This is a genomic window from Pseudoalteromonas sp. D15MCD-2 (assembly GCF_038562745.1).
Classification (GTDB): domain Bacteria; phylum Pseudomonadota; class Gammaproteobacteria; order Enterobacterales; family Alteromonadaceae; genus Pseudoalteromonas.
Genome location: NZ_JBCFQE010000002.1, coordinates 601,031 through 626,791, shown reverse-complemented (window position 1 = coordinate 626,791; position 25,761 = coordinate 601,031). Strand labels below are relative to the sequence as shown.

General features: G+C 40.8%; 26 protein-coding genes. 14 read left to right on the top strand and 12 right to left on the bottom strand.

From position 1 onward, the window contains the following. Nucleotide 1: 1 nt before the first annotated feature. Together minD and minC are read right to left on the bottom strand one after the other, a co-directional pair. A complete protein-coding gene (minD, locus tag AADY36_RS19555; RefSeq protein ID WP_054552048.1) occupies nt 2-811 on the bottom strand; it encodes a septum site-determining protein MinD in 810 nt (269 codons plus the stop codon). A 5-nt stretch (nt 812-816) separates the two neighbouring features. Next, nucleotides 817-1,521 carry a septum site-determining protein MinC gene (minC, locus tag AADY36_RS19550; RefSeq protein ID WP_054552049.1) on the bottom strand — a complete coding sequence of 235 codons (705 nt, stop codon included), beginning with the start codon at nt 1,519-1,521 and terminating at the stop codon, nt 817-819. Nucleotides 1,522-1,677: 156 nt separating this feature from the next. On the opposite strand from minC, the gene AADY36_RS19545 reads away from it, so the two are divergent. Beyond that, nucleotides 1,678-1,959, top strand: coding sequence for a YcgL domain-containing protein (locus AADY36_RS19545; RefSeq protein ID WP_054552050.1), 282 nt, complete (start codon nt 1,678-1,680; stop codon nt 1,957-1,959). Next, nucleotides 1,952-2,977, top strand: coding sequence for a lytic murein transglycosylase (locus tag AADY36_RS19540; RefSeq protein ID WP_062565624.1), 1,026 nt, complete (start codon nt 1,952-1,954; stop codon nt 2,975-2,977). Before AADY36_RS19545 ends, AADY36_RS19540 begins: the two co-directional genes overlap by 8 nt. Nucleotides 2,978-3,215: 238 nt before the next feature. Here the strand turns inward: AADY36_RS19540 and AADY36_RS19535 are convergent, their stop codons facing one another. The 3 genes from AADY36_RS19535 to AADY36_RS19525 all read right to left on the bottom strand — a co-directional run bounded on the left by AADY36_RS19535 (nt 3,216) and on the right by AADY36_RS19525 (nt 5,249). Next, nucleotides 3,216-3,629 carry a hypothetical protein gene (locus AADY36_RS19535; protein WP_342409539.1) on the bottom strand — a complete coding sequence of 138 codons (414 nt, stop codon included), beginning with the start codon at nt 3,627-3,629 and terminating at the stop codon, nt 3,216-3,218. A 367-nt stretch (nt 3,630-3,996) separates the two neighbouring features. Then, a complete protein-coding gene (locus AADY36_RS19530; RefSeq protein ID WP_342409538.1) occupies nt 3,997-4,386 on the bottom strand; it encodes a hypothetical protein in 390 nt (129 codons plus the stop codon). Between the two features lie 305 nt (nt 4,387-4,691). Further along, a complete protein-coding gene (locus tag AADY36_RS19525) occupies nt 4,692-5,249 on the bottom strand; it encodes a GbsR/MarR family transcriptional regulator (protein ID WP_055021667.1) in 558 nt (185 codons plus the stop codon). A gap of 251 nt (nt 5,250-5,500) precedes the next feature. Here AADY36_RS19525 and adhP point away from each other — a divergent pair, with 251 nt between their 5' ends. From adhP to AADY36_RS19490, 7 genes are all read left to right on the top strand, one after another. Beyond that, nucleotides 5,501-6,511: an alcohol dehydrogenase AdhP gene (gene adhP, locus AADY36_RS19520; protein WP_054563854.1), complete on the top strand. Its 1,011-nt coding sequence runs from the start codon at nt 5,501-5,503 to the stop codon at nt 6,509-6,511. A gap of 245 nt (nt 6,512-6,756) precedes the next feature. After that, nucleotides 6,757-7,215, top strand: a complete 459-nt coding sequence (locus AADY36_RS19515) for an OmpA family protein (protein WP_239964256.1) — start codon at nt 6,757-6,759, stop codon at nt 7,213-7,215. A 55-nt stretch (nt 7,216-7,270) separates the two neighbouring features. Next, complete coding sequence (locus AADY36_RS19510) at nt 7,271-7,627, top strand: hypothetical protein (RefSeq protein ID WP_239964255.1); 357 nt, start codon at nt 7,271-7,273, stop codon at nt 7,625-7,627. Nucleotides 7,628-7,749: 122 nt separating this feature from the next. Further along, nucleotides 7,750-8,052, top strand: a complete 303-nt coding sequence (locus AADY36_RS19505; protein WP_239964254.1) for a hypothetical protein — start codon at nt 7,750-7,752, stop codon at nt 8,050-8,052. 129 nt (nt 8,053-8,181) lie between these two features. Continuing rightward, entirely contained in the window at nt 8,182-8,580 is a 399-nt protein-coding gene (locus AADY36_RS19500; protein WP_055021622.1) for a hypothetical protein, read from the top strand. 107 nt (nt 8,581-8,687) lie between these two features. Continuing rightward, complete coding sequence (locus tag AADY36_RS19495; protein ID WP_055021623.1) at nt 8,688-9,107, top strand: hypothetical protein; 420 nt, start codon at nt 8,688-8,690, stop codon at nt 9,105-9,107. A 98-nt stretch (nt 9,108-9,205) separates the two neighbouring features. Beyond that, nucleotides 9,206-9,502, top strand: a complete 297-nt coding sequence (locus tag AADY36_RS19490; protein WP_055021624.1) for an energy transducer TonB — start codon at nt 9,206-9,208, stop codon at nt 9,500-9,502. A gap of 215 nt (nt 9,503-9,717) precedes the next feature. Here the strand turns inward: AADY36_RS19490 and AADY36_RS19485 are convergent, their stop codons facing one another. From AADY36_RS19485 to AADY36_RS19470, 4 genes are all read right to left on the bottom strand, one after another. Continuing rightward, nucleotides 9,718-10,014 (bottom strand): hypothetical protein, encoded by a 297-nt coding sequence (locus tag AADY36_RS19485; RefSeq protein WP_063529932.1) that lies wholly within the window; start codon nt 10,012-10,014, stop codon nt 9,718-9,720. A gap of 98 nt (nt 10,015-10,112) precedes the next feature. Further along, nucleotides 10,113-10,973: a ribonuclease E inhibitor RraB gene (locus tag AADY36_RS19480; protein WP_342409537.1), complete on the bottom strand. Its 861-nt coding sequence runs from the start codon at nt 10,971-10,973 to the stop codon at nt 10,113-10,115. A 172-nt stretch (nt 10,974-11,145) separates the two neighbouring features. Then, a complete protein-coding gene (locus AADY36_RS19475) occupies nt 11,146-13,557 on the bottom strand; it encodes a TonB-dependent receptor (RefSeq protein WP_342409536.1) in 2,412 nt (803 codons plus the stop codon). A 195-nt stretch (nt 13,558-13,752) separates the two neighbouring features. Beyond that, nucleotides 13,753-15,021 carry a Xaa-Pro dipeptidase gene (locus AADY36_RS19470; RefSeq protein ID WP_239964246.1) on the bottom strand — a complete coding sequence of 423 codons (1,269 nt, stop codon included), beginning with the start codon at nt 15,019-15,021 and terminating at the stop codon, nt 13,753-13,755. 147 nt (nt 15,022-15,168) lie between these two features. Between AADY36_RS19470 and AADY36_RS19465 the strand changes: the two genes are divergently transcribed. The 3 genes from AADY36_RS19465 (at nt 15,169) to AADY36_RS19455 (ending at nt 18,078) form a co-directional block, all read left to right on the top strand. Beyond that, the gene (locus AADY36_RS19465) at nt 15,169-16,992 is read left to right on the top strand and encodes a DUF885 domain-containing protein (protein WP_342409535.1); all 1,824 of its coding nucleotides are present in this window, start codon (nt 15,169-15,171) and stop codon (nt 16,990-16,992) included. A gap of 64 nt (nt 16,993-17,056) precedes the next feature. Continuing rightward, nucleotides 17,057-17,554 (top strand): YcgN family cysteine cluster protein, encoded by a 498-nt coding sequence (locus AADY36_RS19460; protein ID WP_054552059.1) that lies wholly within the window; start codon nt 17,057-17,059, stop codon nt 17,552-17,554. Further along, nucleotides 17,554-18,078: an RNA methyltransferase gene (locus AADY36_RS19455; RefSeq protein WP_054563794.1), complete on the top strand. Its 525-nt coding sequence runs from the start codon at nt 17,554-17,556 to the stop codon at nt 18,076-18,078. Before AADY36_RS19460 ends, AADY36_RS19455 begins: the two co-directional genes overlap by 1 nt. A gap of 27 nt (nt 18,079-18,105) precedes the next feature. On the opposite strand, the gene AADY36_RS19450 is transcribed toward AADY36_RS19455, so the two are convergent. The 3 genes from AADY36_RS19450 to AADY36_RS19440 all read right to left on the bottom strand — a co-directional run bounded on the left by AADY36_RS19450 (nt 18,106) and on the right by AADY36_RS19440 (nt 22,113). Next, entirely contained in the window at nt 18,106-19,842 is a 1,737-nt protein-coding gene (locus AADY36_RS19450; RefSeq protein ID WP_342409534.1) for a hypothetical protein, read from the bottom strand. A 100-nt stretch (nt 19,843-19,942) separates the two neighbouring features. Continuing rightward, nucleotides 19,943-20,896 carry a carbohydrate kinase family protein gene (locus AADY36_RS19445; protein WP_054563796.1) on the bottom strand — a complete coding sequence of 318 codons (954 nt, stop codon included), beginning with the start codon at nt 20,894-20,896 and terminating at the stop codon, nt 19,943-19,945. Further along, nucleotides 20,896-22,113, bottom strand: a complete 1,218-nt coding sequence (locus AADY36_RS19440; RefSeq protein WP_055021631.1) for an AGE family epimerase/isomerase — start codon at nt 22,111-22,113, stop codon at nt 20,896-20,898. The genes AADY36_RS19445 and AADY36_RS19440 overlap by 1 nt, the downstream gene beginning before the upstream one ends. Nucleotides 22,114-22,250: 137 nt before the next feature. Between AADY36_RS19440 and fucP the strand changes: the two genes are divergently transcribed. Both fucP and AADY36_RS19430 read left to right on the top strand, forming a co-directional pair. Further along, a complete protein-coding gene (gene fucP / locus AADY36_RS19435) occupies nt 22,251-23,522 on the top strand; it encodes an L-fucose:H+ symporter permease (RefSeq protein ID WP_054563798.1) in 1,272 nt (423 codons plus the stop codon). A gap of 346 nt (nt 23,523-23,868) precedes the next feature. Next, a complete protein-coding gene (locus AADY36_RS19430) occupies nt 23,869-25,758 on the top strand; it encodes a methyl-accepting chemotaxis protein (protein WP_054563799.1) in 1,890 nt (629 codons plus the stop codon). The last annotated feature ends 3 nt before the right edge of the window (nt 25,759-25,761 follow it).

Sequence of the window (25,761 nt, the reverse complement as noted above, 5' to 3'; positions counted from 1 at the left end):
ATTAACCTCCAAAAATCCGTTTAAATAAGCCTTTTTTCTCTACGTCTAAGAAACGAAAATCAACAGTTTCGCCTAATAAACGATTTATTGCATCTGTATATGCTTGGCCTGCATCCGATTCACCATCAAGGATAACCGGTTGACCAGAGTTCGATGCACTAAGTACAGCTTGTGATTCAGGAATAACGCCCAGTAGTTTAATCGCTAAGATTTCTTGTACGTCTTCTACCGAAAGCATTTCGCCTTTTTCAACACGCTCAGGATTATAGCGAGTTAGTAGTAGATGTTCTTTTACGCTTTCAAGGCCTTCTTCAGCACGTTTTGATTTGCTGTGTAAAATGCCAAGAATACGGTCAGAGTCACGTACTGATGATACTTCTGGGTTCGTTGTTACAATCGCTTCATCAGCGAAGTACATTGCCATCATTGCACCAGCTTCGATACCCGCTGGAGAATCACACACAATGTAATCAAAATCTTTTTTCAGCTCGTTTAGTACGCGCTCAACACCGTCACGGGTTAGGGCGTCTTTATCACGGGTTTGTGAGGCAGGTAAAATATGTAGCTTATCAACGCGCTTATCTTTAATAAGTGCTTGATTTAAGTTAGCTTCGCCATTGATTACGTTTACAAAATCATAAACAACACGGCGTTCACAACCCATGATAAGGTCAAGATTTCGTAGACCAATATCAAAGTCGATAATAACGGTTTTAAAGCCCTTAAGCGCTAAACCTGTGCCAATCGCAGCACTCGATGTAGTTTTACCAACACCACCTTTACCAGAAGTAACGACAATCACTTTTGCCATGAGATTTATCCTTTAACCAAAGCTGAAATTTCTAATGAATCATTTTTTTGTTGGATTTGTACTGCGCTGCCCCAGTGTTCACCTTGTAGAGAGTCGCTGATCCAATAACTACCATTAATTGAAACAAGTTCTGCTTCTAATTTCTGGCAAAATATATTTGCTTCGTTGTAACCTTTAGCCCCTGCAATTGCACGGCCGCGAAGGGTGCCATAAATGTGCACGTTGCCATCGCTAATCACTTCGGCGCCATGACTTACAGCACCAATTACGATTAGGTCGCGGTCTTTTGCATACACTTGCTGGCCCGAACGTACAGTGCCATGAATAACTTGCGCAGGCAGGTGAACGGTTTTTTCAACGATAGATGTATTTGTTTGTTGTTTAGCGGTTGCACCCTTAACGTCTTGTGAATAATTTAACACCGACAGGCCCGCAGCTTTTGCGCTTTCGTTTTGCTCTTGAGAGCCATTACAAACCCCAACAGGGTTTAACGAAAGGCCGCTTAACATTGATTTTAAGAAAGAGAAATCAAGCGCTTCATCTTGTACGTCGCTTAAGTTGATTACGATAGGCGCACCGGCAAAGAACTTAGGTGCTTGGGCGATTTTCTCATCTAACTGCTTACTTAAAAGGGCTGTATCTGCTGAAAATAAATGTAAAACAGATAACGTAAAAAGGTTCCCTTTTAATTCAAAAATTTGTTCCGACATACACGCTCAATTGAATTGTCTGGATTAGCATCATTTAAGTATAAACACAGGCTGAACAAGGCATATACAGTAAAAATCTAATCTATTTTTTCTAACTTATTATATCACTCATGTTATAGTGTGCGCCTTCGTTAAGCAAGATATTATAGGGCCATAATGCTAACTGCGGTGTATAAAAGTATTAAAAAAGCGGATACATACCTTTTTGTAGAAAAAAGAGATGATTTCTCACGCGTACCTGAACCATTACTAGAAACGTTTGGTCAACCTAAGTACGTGATGATGATTAATCTAGCAAGCCGCGAAAAGTTAGGTGTGGCAGACTTAGACGCGGTTAAGCAAGCGTTAATTGACCAAGGGTTCTACTTGCAATTACCTCCGCCGGAAGAAAATCTGTTAACCCAATTTAAAAAAGACAAGGGAGTTGAGAGTGATTAAAAAACTTGCCGTCATTTTACTCAGTGCTTCACTAAGTACTTCAGTATTGGCAGAACAAAAGACACAAGCTGATTTTGACGTTTACGTTGCAGCATTAAAAAAAGAAGCACTTGAAAAAGGCTATGATGAAGCCTTAGTTGATCAAGCACTTGCAACAGCTAAATTTAAAAAGAAAGTGATCTCAGCTGATAAAAATCAGCCAGAAGTAAAAGAAACCCTCGAAACTTATTTACCAAAACGTGTGCCGCAATGGAAAATTGACCGCGCGCGTAAGCTATACAAAGAAAACCAAGAGGTTCTTGAAAAAGTCGCTAAAGAATACGGCGTTCAAGCACGTTTTATTGTGGCACTTTGGGGCCTTGAAAGTAACTTCGGTAAAATCCAAGGTGGTCACAGTGTAATTGCATCATTAGTTACACTTGCTTTTGATGGTCGCCGCGAAACCATGTACAAAAACCAACTTTGGGCAGCGCTTGATATCTTAAAAGAGGGTCATATTACCCTAGATAAGTTCAAAGGCTCATGGGCTGGTGCAATGGGGCAAACGCAGTTTATGCCAACCTCATTTAACGCTTACGCTGTTGATTACAACGGTGATGGCCGCAAAGACATTTGGACCACAGAAGAAGACGCCTTTGCCTCAATTGCTAACTACCTTAAGCAAGCAGGTTGGAACGATGATTTAACCTGGGGTCGCCAAGTTAAACTACCTGAAGGCTTTGATAACTCAAATATTCTTAAGCGTGGCACTAGAACACGCAGCCAATGGTTAGAGTATTGGAAAGATTCAGAGCGCAGCCTTGCTGATTGGCAAGCAATCGGTGTTCGTAAAATGGATGGCAGCGACCTACCAAACGTTGATGTTACCGCCGCAATGGTAATGCCAGATGACGTAAACGGCCGTATGTATCTAGCCTACGATAACTACAAAGCACTTATGCACTGGAATCGCTCGTATTACTTTGCAACCAGTGTAGGTTACTTATCAGATCGCATCGGTTACCCAGCGATTAAGTAATTGATTAATAAAAGTTAGCAAGGTCCAAGGGTAAAGCTACAAGTTTTACCCGAGCAACTTGCTAACTTATTCGGCGTTAAAACGCCTCCTACGCCGAGAGATTGTATTGATGTAGGTCGTCATTTATGGCGACACAATCTTGAACATTTTTTGTAGGAACGGCTTCAGCCGTGAATCTCAAATACTCGGCGTTGAAAAGCCTCCTACAAACTCGCAAACTTTCCCCTCGATACAATTTTTAAACCTTTACTTTGAGTGCTTGTTGCAGTGCACCAGCGTCTTTACAGCCAAGGTATATGTTTTTTCCGTCAGTTAAAGTTATTTTAACGGCTTGTCCAACTGACGCATTGTATAACCAGCCATCATTTAGCATACGAATGCCAATCCCTTGATACCACTTTGTTTTGTAAGCTGAGGTCTGTGCAATCTGAGATAATTCAACATCTTTGCTAATAATCCCAAACCCAAAATACCAACGAAGCGTTTGCTCATCGATGACTATTGTGAGCGAAAAGAACAGCAAAGTAACAAGCAGGTTTATCGATAATATAATTATTTTGAGGTCAGCCAGTTCAGGCGAGAAAATTATAAAGGCACTAATTACTAATAAAATAATAATTAACGAGTAATTTATTTCTGTCTGTTTATACATAGCCTAAGATCCATTTAAGTCAGAACGTAAATAAACGTTTAGTCATTAGTATAGCAAAGGTAAGTGTAATTATGATTATCCAATCAAAACGTGCTAAAGCACGACCTACAAGAGTGCGCGTGAAACAAGTTTCATGCCTACGATGAATCATGTAGGAACGGTTTCAGCCGTGAATCTTTAAATATTCGGCGTTAAAACGCCTCCTACAAACTTTACTCTTGTAACTTGCTAACTTCCCCCTCAATCGCGCTAAAGCATGACCTACAAGAGAGCGCGCGAAACAAGTTTCACGCCTACGATAGAAAACACTAGGCTCTAGGATTTAGGCTATGGGACGCGATATGAAATCGCTGCTACATGTTCGGCGTTAAAACGCCAGATTTCCTTTTCCTGTGATTACACTTTTACAAACAACGTCATAAATCTCATCATAAAACATTATTTGAAAATGCTTACACCCAGCGATTTTGTCTTGATTGAATGATAGTAGCCAATTCGAATTAAGCACTTCAAATATGGCTGCCACACACTTTGTATTCGCTAGAATACAGTCATGAACATCATCCGTTGCCATTGAATATGCTTTTACGTTATCTAATCTTATATGCTTAAGGTTAGCTAATGAATATTCATCATCAGGATTGAAGTACTCAAAGCCTAAAAGGTCTTTACCATTTCTTTGCCAAATAACCTTTTGTAGTTCAGGTCCTCTGCCATCATGATAAAAGTGTTTTTCTAAAATTGGTTTGGCAGTCATAGTGACCTTTTAAAAGCTAAAATAATTTAAGTTTGTATAGTATTAAGAGCCCAACACCCGTACTCAATAAATGCAGTCTATAGTTTAAAATCGAAAAGGTATTACTCGACACTATTTTTAAATAAGAGTCTTCTTTGTTAGCAACCCCGACAGGTAAAAAGTCATATAAGAATAGAAGTATGCCTGCCAAAATTAATACAATACTGATTATCAAAAGAAGCTTATTCACATGATTATCCTTATTTTTAGCTACTTGTTCGGCGTTGAAACGCCTCCTACAAACTTTCCCCTAGCAACTCGTTAACTTATTCCCCTTTCCCCGGCTTTTTCAAAATCTTATCTTTAAAATCAAGCACCTTGCCAATACCAGAACCTAGTTTCATTAGGCTTTGAAGTTGTTCAGGGCTTAAGCGTTGTAGCTCTGCTGACCATTTGGTTACGGTTTCGAGTAGGTCGTGAATTTCTTGCATTTGCTGCTGAGCAAAGCGCTCATCATCTGTGTGGGCTTCTTCTAAAATGTTATCGCGAAGCAGGCTTAGGGTTGGGTCTATCTCGCGTTTTTTACGCTCTTCGAATACGCGGTTGGCCATATCCCAAATGCTGCCAGCAGGGCCGTAGTATTCTTTACGGTCACCCGGAATATGATGCACTTTAATTAAGCGCCAAGACTGTAGCTCTTTAATGCCCATACTTACGTTTCCGCGCGAGATACTTAAGGTATCGGCAATTTCATTGGCGGTCATAGGCTCTTTAGTAATGGTTAATAATCCACACATTTGACCAATGGTGCGGTTAAAGCCCCAACGGCTACCCATTTCACCGCAGTGCATAACAAAAGCTAAGTTTTTTTCAGATAGGCTCATAATTTTTAGTATTCAAAAATTTCAGAAATTAAATGCTAGCACGCTCGGGGTATAACTAAAAGAAATAGCCACTATGCAATCTGCTACTACTAAAGTGTAGATACGCCATTATTTAAATTTAAGTTATTGAATTTAAATAATAGTTTAATTAAATGCCGCAGTGGTTAGCTATTTGATGTGGATCAATAATAGTGACAGTTAATGAGTTTATCGTATAGGCTGAATCGCAATTAATACCATGGAGGAAGGTTATGAAAGCTGCAGTAAATAAAGAGTACAAAGGTAAATTAACTATCGAAGATATCCCATGCCCAGAGGTGGGAATTAACGATGTGCTAGTTAAAATTGCCGCGTGTGGAGTGTGCCACACAGATTTACATGCTTGTCATGGAGATTGGCCAGTTAAACCAAAAATGCCATTAGTACCGGGCCATGAAGGGGTAGGTACTATCGAAAAAGTAGGCGCAAACATTAAACACTTATCAGTAGGCGACCGTGTCGGTGTTCCTTGGTTATATAGCGCATGTGGTCACTGTGAGTTTTGTTTAGAAGGTAAAGAAACCTTATGCCTTGAGCAGCACAACACTGGGTATTCAGTTGATGGTGGTTACGCCGAGTACTGTGTAGCTCATGGCGATTACGTGGTTAAAATTCCTGAAGGATTAGGCTTTGCAGAAGCCGCACCTTTGTTTTGTGCGGGGGTTACAACCTATAAAGCGCTTAAAGTGACTGATGCAAAAGCGGGCGACTGGGTTGCAATTGTCGGTGTTGGCGGCCTTGGCCACTTAGCAGTGCAATACGCAAAAGCAATGGGTTTTAATGTAATTGCCGTTGATACCGGTGAGAGCAAGTTGGCACTAGCCAAAGAGCTTGGCGCAGACATCACCATAGATTTTATGAAGCAAGTGCCTTCAGAAACCATTTTTGAACAAGTGGGCGGCGCACATGGTGTTGTGTGTACTGCCGTTTCAAAACCCGGTTTTGAGCAAGCTTATAAAAGCGTACGCCGTGGCGGTAAATGTGTGCTTGTAGGTTTACCACCCGAAGATATGCCACTGCCAATTTTTGATACCGTATTAAATGGTGTGTCTGTTGTAGGCTCTATCGTTGGAACGCGTAAAGACTTACAAGAATGCCTCGACTTTGCAGCCAAAGGTAAGGTTAAAGCCATTATTGAAGAAAAACGCTTAGAAGATATCAACGATATTTTTGACGACATGCTAAAAGGCGATATCACAGGCCGAATCGTAATGACGCTTTAAGCTGAGTCAGTTAATGCTGTCAGGTTTGGTTGAGTGACTCAATTGAATCTGACAGTTTTCATATGCTAAAAAGCAGGGTACAGTAACTCGTTATTGCCTTAATACGTGTTTAGGCGAATTTCTCAAAAGAGCGAACTTCGGCCGTTCACAATTGTATTTCTATTTCGTCAAAGTTTATTACTGCATAGTCAGGAAATGACCCAATCGCTCGCTATAAACATGTTATGTAAGCCCAAGGAGTTGATGTGAAATTTAAGATTTTATTTATATTCACTCTATTATTTGTTTCGACTCGGCTAAGTGCGGAATCTGTTTCTGGAAAGCTCTCGATTGAGCCTGAAGAAATGAGAGTTATAGAGTTTGAGGTTGGGTATTCAGACCTAAATGCATCAAACCAATTGAAACTGGATGAGCATGTAAAGTTCTTAAAGAAATTTCCTTCAGTAGTTTTGCATATAAAGGGAGTTGCCAGTGAAACTGAATCCAATGGAGTAAGTTCAATCTCTTTAGCTGCTGATAGAACAACTGTCGTATCTAATTACTTAATCGAAAACGGTGTTTTACAGGCTCAGCTAATTTTCAGTGCTTCAGTAAATGACTTTAAACTGTCAAATAAAAGTAGTAATGAAAAGCAAAGTATTAAAGGTTATATAAAAAGTTGTAAGCACGGACTAAAAACAGCTGGCTTTGTTCGTTCATCATAAATTATAGTCAACTTTTTAAGCTGTTTATTAAGGCCTTATGTGCTTCGGTAGAAATATGGATAACCTAAAAAATTCGATTATGGCACTTGCTGCATCAGCAAAAGCCCAAAAGGCACTATATCCAAGTTTCGCGGCTATTGGTGATGAGTTGGTTCTTGAGTTTGGTGAATGCTTAGGCAACTTGAAAATTAGCGACTTAACACCCAAACAAGCTGCATCTATTGAAGCGTTAGAAGTTTTCATTATTCAACATTCAGGTAAGCAATTCTCAGCAATGTACCTTGAAAATAGTGCTCTATTTGAAGATCCAAATTGGGATGAAATCAGGTTACTTGCCAAGTTGGTTGCTAAAGAAATGGGGTGGTCACCAACCGAACCAGTGAAACAAAAACATAGAGTTGTAACTGGTTAGTTGAGAGTACATAGCAAGCGCATCAATGAGTGGACGTCTAAAGCTTGGCTTGTGCTCCTTCGTCGCTGATTTTTAGCCAAGAATTTTCAGCTCCTTACTAGGGTGCTATAAGGAACAATGATTTGGAAATTATTCTTTTCTTTCTATTTTTTAGCATTGGATTTGGACTTTGGATAAGGGCTAGTATAAGTTTAGGTCAGTTGTTTAATAAAGCTCTTGGAGAAGAGGAACTTGTTAAGCAAATCGAGAACCAATTGAAATACTTTGACCAGTTTTGGGGTTTGATTTTCGGAAAACCAGATAATTATAGCATTTATCGACCAGAACTAGACCCGTATATTAAAAAAGCGAAGTCAGATCTAAAGCTAGCTTTCGTGGTAATCCTCTTTATTGTGATTTGTCTGGTAGTTAGTAGTGCCTTATAACAAACAGGTTATTGTACTCGCTACCGCTCGTTGGGACGCAAAACCTTGGCATGCGCTCTCGTGACTAATTTTAACCAAGCACAACAACACATAGTTTTTCGTTATCTACCTAGAGAGAGCCTGAGTTAAATGGATGCATTGAGCAAGCTTCAAGAAAAAAATAAAATCCACTCTAAGCATCAGCGTAATGGTAGCTGGAGCGCAGTTTGGGTGTTTTTACTAATGAGCCCATTATTGTCTAGCTATGGGAGCGAATTTTACTTTTCTGTGATAAAAAACATTCAAATTGAGGCTCCGCACCCATTTATAGTCTTATTTGGCTCGTTATGTTTTGGTTTACCTTTATTAGCTATCGGTGACTGCATTCTTTTCAAGCGCGTTAATAAATTACTTCTTTTAATTATCGCAGAAACTTGGTTCATCTGGTTTTGGGTTGTTAATCCATTATCTTGGTTGGCTTTTTTACCATTAATTCCTGCATTTGTTATATTGCAAATACAACTCCCTCAAATAAGAACAGGTAAGTAAAGGGTATATAACAAGACAGTAAAGTGCGTAAATTAACAGTTTGCTGTTTTCATTGTGTTCAACAGTGTCAGCGAACTATAAATTTATTAATTAGGAGAGAGTTATCCATGGAAGCACTAGAAAGAATCACTGAAAGAGTATGTCGCAACGGTCATCCAGATGACCCGGAGACACCAAGACCATTACTTTCAATTGATGAGTTTTTCGAGGGAAACGATGTAGTAGGAAGCATAGGATGCAATTTAATTGATATTCCGCATCCCAATGAATTTTTCAAAGTATTAAAGGCTATTATCAACCGACCTGATGTAAAGGATATTAGAATCCAAGTGTCTGCTTTTGATGATCCAGATTGGCCATTTTCGGATACAGTGTACATAATGACCTCTGCTTCTGAATCTGAGATAGGTTCATGTTTCCCTGAACACTTAAAACCCGACGAAATTTGGGAGGGCTTTGTTAATCAAGATTACGAGGCTTATGAAATACCCGCTGAAACCCGACCAGTAGCAGTTTGGTGGGATTAATAAGCAATTTATCAAACGTTGATTATGTGCTTAATTATTAGAGCGTAAGATCCCGTTGTATTACTTACAACCTAAATGGGTCGTTTACTGTCAAAAGGATGTTCAAAATTAAAAAGTTAATATTGATTTGTCTTATCTATGCTTTATCGGGGTGTGCTTCTTCTGATGTGGAACCTGTTCCAAAAGGCTGGGTTTTGCTTTCGTTCGATATTGATAGCAATGGAAGCCCAATTAATATCAAAGTTCTTGAGTCAAATCCGTCTATCGTTTTTGATAAAGAAGCTGTTATTGCCTTGGAGAAATGGAAATTCAAACCTAAAGTTGTAAATGGTGTTCCAGTTGCTCAAAAGGAAATGCAAGTCAGATTGGATTTTGAGTTGAATGACGAAAATTAATAATCCAATAAAAGCTCATATTACTCATTCTTTGTTTTAAACAATCACAATAGGCTAAAGCGGGTGCTAATCTTGAAATTGAAAAGGAATTTCTTTTTAAATTCGACGATACTCGTTTCAAGCATATAAATGCTACACCAGTTAGAAACTATCTAACCTGTCGGGTTAATTTATAAATGAGACTATACATACTCAAATTTATAAAACTTGAATGCTTACCAACCATCCAAATATGTACCTAGTTCTTTACCCTTTTCAATATCCTCTTTAGCTAAATAGCTGATACGACTTTGTTCATTTCGCATACTAAATCGATGAAATGAAATACATAAAAGCAAATACATCAACCAGAAAAATAACAGAAACCCTGTGAATAATAAGGCTTTTTCAATGAGATCAAGTCCATCCCTAAAAAACACTATTGGAATACCGATTAATGCAACTAGCCAAGAGATATAAAAGAACGATGCTTTTGCTGCAGTCTTTATAATTGTCGAATTGTAGTATTTCAATGGCAGACCTTTTGGTATTTCATAACATGTATAGCTAAAGTTTGGCTGTTATCCTATCAACTCTCATCGAAGTTACAGTACAGACTGTAATAGCCTATCTAACTCTTGCAGTATTCCGCTAGTAGTGCATTAACGTAATCTGCACCAAGCTCTTTTGCTTTTTTCCAATTCTGACAAGCGGCTTTTAAATCGCCTAAAGCTTTGAAAGAGTTTGCCATATTAGCGTAAGCGCGCTGCAATGTAATTTCATCCTTCGGGATAATTTCAATTACAGAACCATAATCAGCAATTGCCCCCAGATGATCGCCGTTGTCATCTTTTAACGCTCCTCTATTTAATAATGCGCTAGAAAAGTTTGGTGCAATCTCTATCGCTTTATCATAATCAATCATTGCAGCATTAGAAGCATATAATTCATTCTTTGCTATCGCTCTCGAATAAAGAGCGTCTACGTCTTTGCTATTCACTTTAAGTGTATTTGTCCATTGCGCAATGGCAGCAGAAAGATTGCCTTGATTATAGTAATCAAAACCTTTGTTAAAAAATTCGTCTGCTGTTGTTGCCTCAAATGGCGGAAAAAATTGATTGTTTTTATCGAATGGCGCTCCAAACCCATCAAATTTCGCATCAAACTCGTATCCTCTTTTGTACATATCTAATGTCCAATACACCAAGTTATCTGCAGTTACAGGAAAGGGACTCGTTTTTCCTGATAAATGCCATACACCATTTTCGGTATTAACTGGCTCTAAAACTTTATATCCGTAACTATTTTTCAGAAGTTCAGCCAAATTATTTAATTTGGCTTTACTATCAGAAAGAAAATGAAAATCGAAAGCAAGCATTGAATACGTTGTTAAGCCATTCGACTCCATGCTGAAATAAACAGAATCTGCACTATTAATTTCATCGTTATAATTTTTAGAGAACTCCGCCCATGTGAAGTATGTGTTTTCCATTGTAATTCCTTTAAATGAAACTAGCGTTGTAACTAGAAAAATTGTCTTAAAATTCACAAAATCCCTGCAAAATTATCTGTCATTTAAAATCTATCATCTTATGTTTAATATCAAAAATCCAAACAAAAAAGCGCGACCCAACTAAGCCGCGCTTTTTGCTATCAATTCACAATTAAAGTGTGTAGCTAAAGGTTAATTTAGCATTACGCTCTTCACCTGGCATACCGCCTAAGAACATTGCTTTTGAGTAATAGGTTTTGTTAAACAAGTTATTTAAGTTTAACTGTAGTTTCCAATCATCTGTTTGGTATTGAATTGCGGCGTCGTAAACCGTGTAACTCGGTACGTAGCCATCAGGAATACCAAACGAGGTTGAGTTTGTGCTGCGGTCATCAACATATTGCACGCCTGCGCTAATTGTCAGTGGCTCGGCTAAATCAAACCATTTAGCGTCATAGCTTAACCAGCTGCTTGCTGTTACATAAGGCACACCTTTTTGGCGAGTATCGAAAGATGATGAGTTAGGGTTTTTCTTATCGCGGGCGTCTTGATAAACCGCGTTTACGTTAAGTTTCCACTGCTCGTTTAAATCGGCATTTAAATCAAGTTCAACACCTTTGGTTTGCTCTTCACCATCGTAAAAGCTTTTTGGTACTGAGGCATCAGATACACCGGCTTCGTAATCTGGGTTGGCATACTCAAGGTTTGTACGAGCACTATCAAATACCACAAGTGATGCTAGTAGTTGATCGTCAAACGCTTTTACACGCATACCAATGTCGTTACTGACTGACTCGGCGTCATCGCGGTCTGCTTCGTTACCCGACACGCTACCAAGTACGCTGTAGGCAGTTCGACCTTTAGAGTGGTTTACAAAGAACGAAATATCATCGCTAAGTTTGTAAGTTGCACCTAGGTTGTAGGTCATACCGCTGTCTGATGTATCTGCTTCTGGTGTTGGCTCGGCGGCACTAGCACGGTAGCGCGCATCAACACCAAAGTGTTCGTAGCTTTGTTTAATACGGTTAAAGGCAACGCCTACACGGGTTGTGAAAGTGTCGTGAATATAGGCAACATGTTGAATACCTACACCCCAAGCTTGAACTTTTTTGTTGTAATCGCTGGTTTTTAGCGGATCGTAGTCGTAAAAGCTACCTTCGCCCCAGTTCGGGTTGCGAATATCAAAAATGTAAGGTAATTGACCTTGGTAAATAACCTCTCCATCTTTGTTTTTAATGACCTTGTCGGCATCGTAAATTGAGTATTGTTTAAAACGAATATCTCGGTCTTCGTAGTTGGCGTTTACAAGTAGCTCGTTATCGATTCCGGCAAAGCTAAAGTCATAACGCAGATCAGCAAAGTATTGCCATGATTTTTCGTCAGCTTCTACTTGGCGGTACTCTTGGCGACGAGCAGCAAATGGGTAAAGTACGTCATCAACCACTAAAGGAGCGCGCGGATCAGCATTGATCACGCCTCTGCGGTTCCAATAAACATAGTTATAAGCACCCGTTTGGCGGGCAAAGCTTGATTCGTAATTACGGTATTGTAGTTGCTGATTTAAAAATAAATTATCAGTAATGAAGTAGTTATGGGTTAACTTAAAGCGTAGTTCTTCGCCTTCGTTATCATTCGCCATTGGCGAGATAATACCGTTATGACCAAAAGTGTAAGGTGTTAGGCCATCATTTGCTGCCAGTGAATCTGCTAATTGCTGGCGTTGCTGTTCAGTTAGTTGCAGCCCTTGTGCCGTTGCATCGTTAATTAAATCGGCAGCGGTTACTTCACCTGCGGTTTTGCCATTCACTGAGTCGCTGTTAAAAATACGAATAGGGTGGCCAATTGAATCAACGGCAATGGCATCTTTGATATAAGCGGCCGAAATCATGATGTCTTGTTTGTCGCTTAATACGTATTTTAAGGCGCCATAAATTTCATCACGGTCGTCTTTTAAGTCGCGGTAACCATCGCTGCGAGCGGTTTTTGCGTTAACGCGATAAGCAATGTTGTCGGTTAATGCTGCTGTGCTATCAAAGCCTAATGAGTAGCTATCCCATTGACCAAGCTCGGCATTAACTGTGTGTTTTTCAGTAAATTGTGGTTTCTTTTCGATTAGGTTGATAACACCACCTGCGCTACCCATACCATATAAGCCTGTAGCAGGGCCTTTTAGTACTTCAACAGATTCAACGTTGGTCATTGAGCGTGTTGGGTTAAAGGTGTTACCTAGGCCTGCACCGCCGTACATGCCATCGTAAGTATAGTTTGCACCTAAACCGCGGATCACTAAGTTATCGCCAATACCGTAGTTGTTACCGGCTTGGGTTACACCACTGATGTTACGCACTAAGTCTTGTAAGTTTGTTGCGCCTTGCGAGTTGATAAGCTCTTGATCAACAACTACAACCGGGGCTGGCGTTTCCATTAGGGTCATATTTGATTTAGTGGCAAGGCCAGATTCAAGTACTACATGGTTTTGTTTGTCGTAAACGGTAATACGTTCAACTGAATCTAAATCGTTGGCGGTTGCATTGAATGCGCTTAAGCAGGCTAGGGCTAAAATTGAGTATTTATGTGTCGTCATTATAGGTAATTTGTCGAGATTTTTCGGCAATGATAATGCGAGCTATTTTCATTTCAAGTTTTATTTATCTATTTTGGGTAATTTCTTTATTTAGATACAAGTTGCTAACAACTAATTTATGATTGGTAATTTTGTTTACGATATAGATACAAAGAAGGGTTGCTGACTTCACTCATGCAAAGCCAGCATAATAGCTTATTTAAAAACTTTACCGTCTTTCATAACAAATTGTACATCTTCTAGTACTGCAATGTTTTCAAGTGGGTTGCCTTTAACGGCGATAATATCGGCTAAGAAACCGCTTTTGATTTGGCCAAGTTGATCATCAGCTTTAAGTAGTTTGGCACTATTGATGGTGGCAGACTGCAATGCTTGCAGCGGTGTCATACCAAACTCAACCATACGCGAAAACTGCTTCGCGTTATCGCCATGAGGGTAAATCGCTGCATCGGTACCAAATACCATGTTTACGCCTGCTTTTACTGCACGGCTAAAGCTATCGCGTTGCTTTTTAGACACTTGGCGCTCTTTATTGAGGTTTTCTTCTGCAACCCCGTTTTGTTCGCCAAAGGCAAGAGTGTACTCAGTGTTGTAAATATCCATTGAGAACCAAGTGCCGTGTTTTTTTGCAAGTTTAATGGCTTCGTCATCGACAAAACTAACGTGCTCAACACTGTCTACACCAGCAACAATGGCTGCTTTAATACCACTGGTACCGTGCGCATGGGCTGCTACAGTAAGGCCACGTAAATGAGCCTCGTCAACGATGGCGTTCATTTCGTCTTGGCTATATTGTTGAATACCGACTTTTGTGCCTTTTGAGAATACCCCGCCTGTTGCACAAAACTTAATGGCATTGGCACCGTACTTAATGTTTTCACGTACTTTAGCGCGCACGGCCCATGGGCCATCAGCAACGCCTTCGGCGGTGTATTTCATTTCTGGTGGTAAACGGTTGTTATCGCAGTGACCGCCAGTAACACCTAATGACGGGCCTGCAGCCCAAATACGTGGGCCAACAATGTCGCCTGCGTTAATGCCATCTCGTACTGCAATCACGCTGTAGCCTTCTGCGCCTAAGTTACGCAGCGTTGTAAAACCCGCATACAGTGTTTTTTCGGCAAAATGCGCCGCTTTAATTGCTTTGCGCGGAATCGATTGACCAATTCGCTCACTGCGCGGCACGGTAGGGTCGCTCGTTAAATGCACATGCATATCCATTAAACCTGGCACCAGAGTCAGTTCTAGTAATTGAATGTGCTTATCGCCATCTTTTAAGCTAGGCTGTTTATTACTTTGTACAGCTGTAATTTGACCGTTATCTATACTAATAAGTGGTGATTTAATCAGTTTACCTGAATTTACATCTACCATGGCTTTTGCCGATAAGTAGGTAGTTGCGTAGGTATTTAAAGAGGTTAGGCAGGCTAGGCCTAGGCTAATAGCAAGAACTGTCTTTTTCATTTTTATTCAAAATTGGTAAGTCGAGCCGCCACTCTAGCAATCAGCTTACAAAGTGTAAATAAACTGCGATAAGTTGCAGCGATACTTGCTAAATAGGGAACTAAACCCTCATAATTTACGCGTACTTAATATAAGGGCAGGGAAAGAATGAAAAACGTAAAACTAGCACTACTTAGTTCAGCGGTGATGTTTGCATTACTTGGTTGTAATGAATCAACGCCAAGCAACGAAAAACCAACTCAAGAAGTAAGCAAACAAGCACCAAGCGCAACGTCAGCCACAGAGCAACTTGATACATTATTAGCAGACTACTTTGAAGCAGGCTTAAAATTTAATCCAATTGGTGGTACTTACATTGGCCGTAGCGAATATAACGACCAATTTATTGCACCTATTAGTAAAGCAAACCGCGATGAGCAGCTTAACTTTGTTAAAGAATACAAAAACAAACTAGCAAATATCGACAAGGCGCAATTAACAGGTCAATCATTATTGAGCTACGAAATTCTAGCCCGCGATTTAGACCTTGCGATTGAAGGCGCTCAGTTTCCAAGTTACTTAATGCCAATAAATCAAATGGGCGGGGCGCACAATACCTTTGCTGCGTTAGGTTCTGGGCAAAGTGCACAGCCTTTTAACACGGTTGAAGATTATCAAGCATTTGAAAAACGTGCTGATGGTTTCATCGCGTGGTTAGACAGTGTTGAGCAATCAATGCGCCAAGGCATGAAAGACAAAGTGGTTCTTCCTAAACCGCTTGCTGAAAAACTATTACCGCAATTTCAAACTCATATTTTAGAAAAACCAGAAGAGTCATTATTCTGGGGGCCAATTGCTCAGTTACCTGAGTCTTTCAGCGACGAGCAAAAAGCACAGCTAACAAGCGCGTACACGGCAATGATCAGCGAGCGTTTAGTGCCTGCGTATCAAAAAATGGCTGACTTTTTAGCGAATGAATACATTCCAAATGCCCGTGAAAGCATTGGTTACAGCGACCTGCCAAATGGTAAAGCATGGTATGAGTATCAAATTAAACAGCATACTACGCTGAGCCTAAACGCCGATGAAATTCATGACATTGGTTTAAGCGAAGTATCGCGCATTTTATCTGAGATGAAAAAAGTCAAAGAAACGGTCGGTTTTGAAGGCGATTTAAAAGCGTTTTTTGAACACCTAAGAACCTCAGATGAGTTTTACTACGATACGCCTGAAGAGCTAATTGCTGCGTACGAAGCAGTAAAAGAAAAGATTGATGCTAAGCTGCCGCAAATGTTCGATATTGCGCCAAAAGCGCCATACGTTGTAAAAGCAGTTGAAGATTTCCGCGCTGAATCTGCTGCGGGTGCATCTTACCAGTCGCCAGCGCCAGATGGCTCACGCCCAGGTATTTTCTATATCAATACCTTTAATCTAAAAGCGCAGCCTAAGTTTTTACTTGAAACCTTATCTATTCACGAAGCCGCGCCGGGTCATCACTTTCAAATTGCCTTGCAGCAAGAAATTGAAGGATTACCGCTGTTCCGTAAATTCGGTGGCTACACGGTATTTGCAGAAGGTTGGGCATTGTATGCAGAAAGCTTAGGTAAAGAGCTTGGCTTATTTACCGACCCTTACATGTGGTACGGCCGTTTATCAGATGAGCAATTACGTGCAATGCGCTTAGTGCTTGATACTGGTTTCCACGCAAAAGGTTGGACACGTCAACAAGGTATTGATTACATGTTGGCTAACTCATCAATGGCCGAAAGCGACATTATCGCCGAAGTTGAGCGTTACATTGCATGGCCGGGCCAAGCTCTGTCGTACAAGTTAGGTCAGTTCAAAATTCAAGAACTACGTGACTATGCGAGCAAAGAGCTAGGCGATAAGTTCGATATTAAAGCTTTCCATACGCAAGTGCTGATTGATGGCGCATTACCGATGCCAATTCTTGAAGAGAAAATTAAGCGTTGGGTTAACGAGCAAAAATAGCACCTTTGCGCGCATGCTGGCTTTACGCTAGAATGCGCGCTGTTTAGGGGCTTTGAGTAATACCATGTTAGAAGATCAATTTTGGCTTAAGCGCTCGCTTGAGCAAATGTCACAACCCGAATGGGAAGCCATTTGTGACGGCTGTGGTAAATGTTGTTTAAACACATTTATCGACAGTGAAGACGAAGATGAATTTACCGCAACGGATCAACTTCGCGAGGGTGAAGAACTTATCTTCACTAATATTGTTTGCCAATACCTAGACAACGACACCTGTGGGTGCAGCGAATATGCGAACCGCCAAACCTTGGTGCCTTCATGTGTAAAGCTCACTAAAGAAAACCTCAAAGATATCTTTTTTATGCCGCAAAGCTGTAGCTACCGCCGCCTTTACGAAGGCCGTGGCCTTGCGTCTTGGCACCCGCTACTGAACGGTGGCAGTAAAGATATGATGCATGAGCTGGGTATTTCTGTGCGTGACAAAACAGTGAAAGACTGTGATGTAGACCTTGATGACTTTGATCTGTACGTGGCCGAATGGCCAACCAGAGACATTGATTAATGAGCACACTTAAAGCAAGCATTGGCTTGTTAAACCCAAAAAGCCCAACCAATGTGGGTGGGGTATTACGTGCCGCGGGTTGTTACAATGCTAAGCAGGTGTTTTTTACTGGTAGCCGCTATTTACGCGCTAATAAGTATCACACCGATACCAAAAATGTGCTTGAACATATTCCGCTCACGCAAGTTGAAAGCCTAGAGCAAGCAAAGCCTGAGGGTGCCACAACGGTGGTGATTGAGCTTGTTGAAGGTGCAACGCCGCTGCCTGAATTTAAGCACCCTGAAAACGCATTTTATGTATTTGGCCCTGAAGATGGCTCGGTCAGTAAAGACGTGCTGAAATGGTGTGATGAAGTAGTGTATGTGCCAACCATAGGCTGTATGAACCTAGCCGCAACCTGCAATGTGGTGCTATACGACCGACTTGCCAAACTCGGTGGTATTGAGAGTTCAAACGACACAATTTGTAACAGCCGTGACACCAACAACTCACTAAAATGGCAACAAAAAAAGAGCGCTAAATAGCGCTCTTTTTAGATTCAAATTCAAAAGCTACTTTTTAGTAATTTGTACGTTACTTTCAAGGCCAATGCCGTTGTCAGTAATGTCTGTGGCAAAATAAACACCGACAGGTTGCTCGCGTAGCGAATCAAGCTCAGCCATTTCTTCATCACTTAATTGACCCGTTGCAGCAATCGTATCAAGCAAAGGTAATAAGATTTTTTGTACGTCGAATGCCATGTTCACAAAGCCATTTTTAGTAACACTTTGCGACTCTAAGGTTTCGGCAATCTGCGCTGACTTATCACCCGTAAAAATCACAATATGATTGCCTTTAAGGGCCATTTTTATATCAAAGTTAAGTGGCACAGGCGATGGAATGTATTCATTGATCAACACTGCATCACCATTGGCTGGTAGTTTTATGTTAGCAAGCGGCGGTACAAAACCTTGCGCAATTGAATACAAACCATGGGCATCAGTCGCCGATAGGGTAACGATGGCATCAAGCTTGTCTATTTGTGGGCCGTTGTAGTCATCAATGGTCAATGCAGCGTCTTGAACGCTTACACTCATGCCTTGTACGCCATTTGCAAAACCCGACACCATAGCAAGGCCAGCAGTGCTCACTTCTTGCATTTCATTTTGTAGTGCGACAATTGGGCCACAGTTAAACTCAGCTGATTTAATTGCACCGGTTAGTGTGTTGGCAAGCGGGAGGACTTTTGCTACATCAATACCATAGGCAATACTCATCATTTGCCCATCAAGCTCAGTGGTATGTTTTGGTACAAAACCACGCACAGCTTGTAGCGTATTTAGTAAGTCTTGATCTGTGCTTTGCAGTACTGCTTTTACGTCAAAGTCAGCGTAGTCGGCTGTAATACGTGTTTTTGTTGTGCCTGATACTGTTGCAGGCCATTTAGCGGCAATGGCGGCAATATCATCTTGGCACTCAGGAGTTGAAATCATTGCTAACGCATTTGCTTGCTGGGCTTTATCAAGTAGCTCTTTGAGCATCTGGTGTAAGCGAGAGTCTTCTTTGCCTGTTACAGCATTGGCGATACGTTGATGATCAACAAAGCCAACCGAGTTGCCATCAAGCGAAAAAGTTTTAATAAGCTCAGGCAGTTTTTTAGTCTCAGCCAGTGATTGAGCCGGTTTTTCTACGCCAAGGGCAATACGTAAATCTTGTTCATTAGAAAGCGCAGTGGTTAGCGTGATGGTAGCCCAATTGTTGTGAGTTGATGCAATTAGGTTGAAGTTATCTAAGCCTTCAAGCTCAATGGCAAAGCGTGTGTAGCTTACGCCTTCAAGGCTTTCAGTTGTATACGCAATACCGGCTTCATCAGCAGATTGTTTAATGCTATTGATAATGCTGCTTTGATCAGCGACCTGAAAGCGCACAATCGGCATTAAACCTTGTGCGTACATCATGCCTTTGTAGTCATCACCAAAGCCCCAAATCGATTTGAAGGCATCGTAAGAGCTCAGTGATTGTTGGTATTTTTCCATCAGTGATGCAAGGAATAGGGCATTCTTATCATCAACAGTTTTAAGCTCAGCAATGATGGGCGTTAAATCGCTAGTACCTTTCATTGCATCTGGCATAAGCGCAAAATACTTGCTATACGGAAAGGGTTTAAGTTGACCATAAAAAACTGCCGTATCGGCAGGTACGTAGGCTAGCTCTGGTAAATCTACATCAACACTGGCTTTATTTTGTGAGTACAACAACGCACCTGCAACAATGGCAATCGCGCCCCCAGCAAGAAGCTTATTATTCATAGGATGAATTCCTTTTTCTTTAATTAGTTAAAAAACATACCATGAAATTTAAGCACTCTCCACTAGAGTGCTTAATAGATTTGTAAGCAATTATGAGCTGTTATAAAAGATCTTCGGCGCTAGGTAATGATGCAAATGCACCATAACGGCTTACAGCAAAAGCGCCGGCCTTCGCTGCGTAAGCAATGGTTTGTTCGATATTATCTGGAGTTTGACAAAACGCTTTAAAGCTTTGTTTGTTTTCACAGTGCTGACCAATCTTTGACAGCATGCCGCCAATGAACGCATCGCCTGCGGCTGTGGTATCAACCACTTTTGTAGCTGGTGGGCTAACTTGGCCTTTAAAGTCTGCGTGGTAAAAGCTGATTGCTTCGCCGCCATTAGTAACTAGCAAACAGGTTACACCCGCCTTTAAAATGGCATCAATAGTATGCTCAAGTGGCATTTCTTGATGGCTTTTTTGATTTAAAAACTCAAGCTCTTCAAATGACAGTTTCACGATATCTGAAAGTGATATAACGTGCCACATTCTATCAAGCGTATGGCGCATACTTGGCCAAAGGTTTTCGCGCAGATTCATATCAAAGCTACAAATTGCACCGGCTTTTTTCGCCTGAGTTAAACCATAAATTGTGGTTTGATAGATGTTGTGCTCAGTTAAACTGTTGCTGCATACATGCATGATGGCGTGATTTGCAAACATTGCATGGTCAAAGTCGTCCACTCGATACAGTAAATCTGCGGCTGGTGGGCGATAAAAGCTAAATGAGCGTTCGCCACTGTCATCAAGTGATACAAACGCCAATGCTGTTTTAGCCGCATCGGTGAATGTACAGTACTGGGTGTTTACTGCATGCTGGTCAAGCTCTTGTTTAATAAAGTGACCGAACATATCATCGCCTAACATACCGCAAAAACTGGTGTTTAGGCCTAGTTTTGCTGCTGCAACAGCCACATTAGCTGGTGCGCCACCTGCGTATTTGGTAAATGATTCTGGTTGTTTACCATCAGATAAAAAGTCGATTAATGCTTCGCCAAAACACACTAAACTCATTATGCATTCCTCAAGGTTAAGGTTCTTAATACTTCGTAGCAGGCACCCATAGTATGGTAGTCGGTTTTGCCTGCTGGCGATTTTTCGTCACTGTATGGTTGGTTTTGTGCTGATAAAATGCGATACCACGCACCATATTGGTGATCTACCATATGTTGCCAACTGTACTGCCAAATTTTTTCGTACCACTGCCAATAGCTTTCGTCATTTGTGGCATCAGCGAGTAGGGCTGCTGCGGCTAATGATTCGGCCTGCACCCAAAAGTATTTATCGCTATCACAAATTTGTTTATTTGGTGCAAAGCCATAGAAAATGCCCCCATGTTGCTGATCCCACGCGATGCTCAGGGTTTCATCAAACAGGCTTTTAGCGCGCGTTACCAGCCAAGGTTCATCAATATGGCGGTTTAAAATAAGTAATAGTTTTGCCCACTCAGTTTGATGACCTGGTTGAAATCCCCAAGGTCTAAATAAATGCTGCGGGTCATCTTTGTTGTAATCTAAATCGATTTGCCAATTTTTAGAGTAGTGCTCCCACACCAACTGCTGGCTGTGGGCTGCCAGTTTTACGGTAAAAGTTTCGGCAAGTTGTTTAGCGCGTTTTAAATAACGGGTCTCGTTAGTTGCTTCAAAACACATGAGTAAGGCTTCGCATAAATGCATATTGGCATTTTGGCCGCGATAGTCATCTGCACAGCTAAAATCGGCATTTTGCTCATCTAAATAGGCATTATGCTGTGGTTCAAAGTAGTGCTGCTCTAATAAATCCCATACCTGTGAAATAGTTTTTTTGCAGTCGTTCACCCCTGCTTTTAAAGCAACCGCGTTTGCAAGCATAACAAAGGCAAGCCCATAGCAATGGTTGGTGTCGTCTAACACTGTTACTGTGCCGTTATCATCTTGCTCAATAAGCCAAGCATAACCACCAGATGCTTGTTTATGCGCATGTTCAAGGTGGGCTAAACCATGTTTAGTGAGGCTTAAATATTCTGGATCTTTAAACTCGATATACGCCATCGCGTAATTAAAAACAAAGCGGGTGCTCGACACTAAATGCCGAGTGTGTTTTTCGTAAACCGCGCCATTATTTTTAAAGAATTGATAAAAGCCCGCTAAGCCATGGGCTGAATGATCAACACAATGGGGGTGATAAAAAGCAAGAGTATCTTGGATATGCTGCTTAAGAAAATCAGGGCTTTTAAAGTTAACTGTGGCCATGCGTTATTAATAAATCTGTGTTCATCTTGCAACTATAGCAGGAAATAAAAATATTGGAACGTTCCTAGTAAATCTTTGTGCTATTTTTACTTCAATGTGTAGAATCAAAGGTAACTTGTTAACGGAGTGAAAACCACGTGAGTGAAATAAATACAAACCAATCGTTTGTCGCCGATGGTTCGCAGCAAAATAAAAACTACCTGCTACCACTGACAGCAATGACAACCTTGTTCTTTTTATGGGGTTTCATTACAGTTTTAAATGACGTGTTGATCCCGCGCTTAAAAGGGGTATTCGATTTAACCTACACAGAGGCAATGCTTGTTCAGTTTTGTTTCTTTGGTGCTTACTTTATTGTTTCGCTACCTGCGGGTATGTTGGTTAAAAAAATGGGCTACAAAAATGGCGTACTAACCGGCTTAGTCGTAGCATCAATTGGCTGTATGTTATTTTACCCAGCAGTTGTTGTGCATGAGTACTGGTTATTCTTAGGTGCGTTATTTGTTCTAGCAGCAGGTATTACCGTATTACAGGTATCTGCTAACCCGTATGTTGTGGCGTTAGGTCCTGAAAAAACGGCGTCGTCACGTTTAAATTTAGCACAAGCACTTAACTCACTAGGTACCACAGTTGGTCCATATGTGGGTGGTATTTTATTCTTTGGTACAGCAAGCACATTAGCTGCAAACGCAGCAACTGCAGAATCTGTAAAAGTGCCTTACCTTATGCTTGCAGCAGCACTACTGACCATTGCTGTTGTATTTGCTTTCTTTAAATTACCAGTGATTGCAGAGCATACAGAAGAGCAAGACTGTAAAGCGAAAGGCCACAGCCTTGCCGAAGCACCTCATTTAATGATGGGTGTTATAGGTATCTTCTGTTACGTAGGTGCAGAGGTTTCAATTGGTAGCTTCTTAGTAAACTATTTTGGTGAAGAACACATCGCTGGCCTTGAAGAGCATGCGGCTGCAAGCCTAATTGCTTATTACTGGGGCGGTGCAATGGTGGGTCGTTTCATTGGCTCTGCAGCTCTGCAAAAGATTGCGCCTTCAAAAGCGTTATTCTTCAATGCCATGATGGTTATTGTATTGCTGTTAGTGACTATATTCACTGAAGGTGATGTGGCGCTTTACTCAGTACTTGCAATTGGTTTATTCAACTCAATTATGTTCCCGACTATTTTCTCTGTTGCTATTGAAGGTTTAGGCTCACTAACTAGTAAAGGTTCGGGTTGGTTATGTTTAGCAATCGTTGGTGGTGCCTTAGTACCATTAGTACAAGGTGTAGTCGCTGATACAGTAAACATCCAACAAAGCTTCTTCGTACCAGTGATTTGTTATGCATTTATCGCTTGGTATGGCTTAAATGTTGTACGTTTAGCTGATAGCTGGAAAAAACGCATCGGCTAAAATTACTATCAATAAAAACCCCGCACTGAGTTGCGGGGTTTTTTTGTGCCATTTTTTTGCTAAAGCGAACAAAACTAGATGACAAAATGATTTAATGAATACGTATTCAGGGACGGTTTAAGTAATAATTGATAGGAACGTTCCAATTGGTTTTTGCTGCTTTTTTATTAATGTGACTTAAGAAGTGGAATTGGCTGCCGTTAACAAAGTAATTGATTTTCAAAGAAAGCGTACTTTAATAAAAGGAACGTTTTTCTAGTTTTAGCTTAATTTTATAAGACAAAGAGCTTTAAATTTGTTAAATATAATGAGGCTAACAACGAAAAAAATAACAAACAGGTTTGTCATGCAAAGCACTCTTAAATTTACCACCAAGGTAACTGTGGCTGCATCACTGGTTTTAGTGATAGTGCTCGGTTTATTCACCATTAATAACTTCATCTCTATGCGCAGCCAAACGCAGGAGCAGCTTTCGCTCGTTCTTCAAGAGATTTCTCAGTCAGTGTCGCAAAACATAGCTAACTGGTTAAATGCTAAATTAGCGATTGTTTCGTCAGTTGCTGATACCTATCAACTTGGTGATAGCAAAGAGCTTACACTTACGCAGCTGAATACAGCCGACAAAGCGGGGAGTTTTAAGAATACCTATATTGGTATCACGGATGGCACCTTTGTATTGAATGACCAATCTGTTGTCTTACCGCCAGACTACGATGCAACAACACGCCCGTGGTACAAGCTTGTTGAAAACAAAACAAACACTGCCTTTACTGCTCCTTATATTGACGTAACCACCAATGAACTGACTATTTCAGCTGTAGCGCCTATGCAAGCCAACGGTGTGTTTAGTGGGGTTGCAGGTGCCGACATCGACATGAAAACCATTACTAAAATCGTCAACGAAATTGACTTTTTAGGCTTTGGTTATGGTTTTTTACTAGATAGTGAAGGCCGCATTTTAAGCCACCCAGAAACTAAATTTAACGACAAAAACATGAGTGACTTATTTGGTAAAAGCTTGTCGTTACAATCTGAGTTTGTTGAAGTACAGGTAGGTGGCTTAGACAAATTGGTATCGTTTACCAAAATCAAAGGAATTCAAAACGTTGATTGGTATTTAGGTGTGGTGATCAACGAAGAAATTGCTTACTCATCAGTTGCCTCATTTAGAAATATGGCGGCTATTTACATGCTAATGGGTATAGTGGCGATTGTATTAATGATGCAGTTTTTACTTCGCTATTTAATGCGTCCAATGCAGCGTTTAAACGATGCAATTAAAGACATTGCCCAAGGTGAGGGGGATTTAACCCGCCGACTTGAGGTTGAAAATAATGACGAGTTTGGTGAGCTAAGCCATTACTTTAATGCGTTCATCGAGAAAATTCATACATCAATCGAGCAAGTTAAAAATACCACCGTTGAGCTTGAACGCTTAGTTGAGAGTTTAGTTAATCAAACTCAAGGCACGCTCGACATGTATGCTGACCAAACAAAACGTACTGATAACGTGGCAACGGCAATCAATGAACTGACATCGAGTGCGGTAGAAATCTCAAATAGTGCAAGTAATGCGTCAACGTTAGCAACCAGTGCTAACAGCCAATCATTACAAAGCCAATCTGCATTAGCTGACAACTTATCAGCTATTAATGCTTTATCTCGTAATATGGAGCAGGCGCAAAAAACCATTAATAGTTTAGATGCACACACTGTGAGCATTGGCCAAGTGCTTGAAGTGATCAAAGGTGTGAGTGAGCAAACTAACTTGCTCGCTCTTAATGCAGCGATAGAGGCGGCCCGTGCCGGTGAAGCAGGTCGTGGTTTTGCGGTTGTAGCTGACGAAGTACGCCAACTTGCGCACCGTACACAACAATCAACACAAGAAATCGAAGACACCATTTCTCAGTTACAACAAGGTTCTGCAACTGCCGTTGAAGTTATGACGGCCAGTATTCGCGACAGTGAAAAGAGTGTTGAGCAAGCTCATGTAGCAGGCGATAAAATGGCTGAGGTAACCCGTGCCATTGAGTCAATCGATGAGGTGAACCACAGTGTTGCTAATGCCACGACTGAGCAAAACCAAGTGATTCAAAGCCTAGACAGTGATATACACTCAATTAGTGAGCTTTCAAATCAAGGTCAAAGCAATCTTAATAATACATTGAATGAGTGCACTAAATTGAAAGCCCAGTTCTATGAGCTTGAGCAATTGGTACTTAAATTTAAAGTTTAGTTG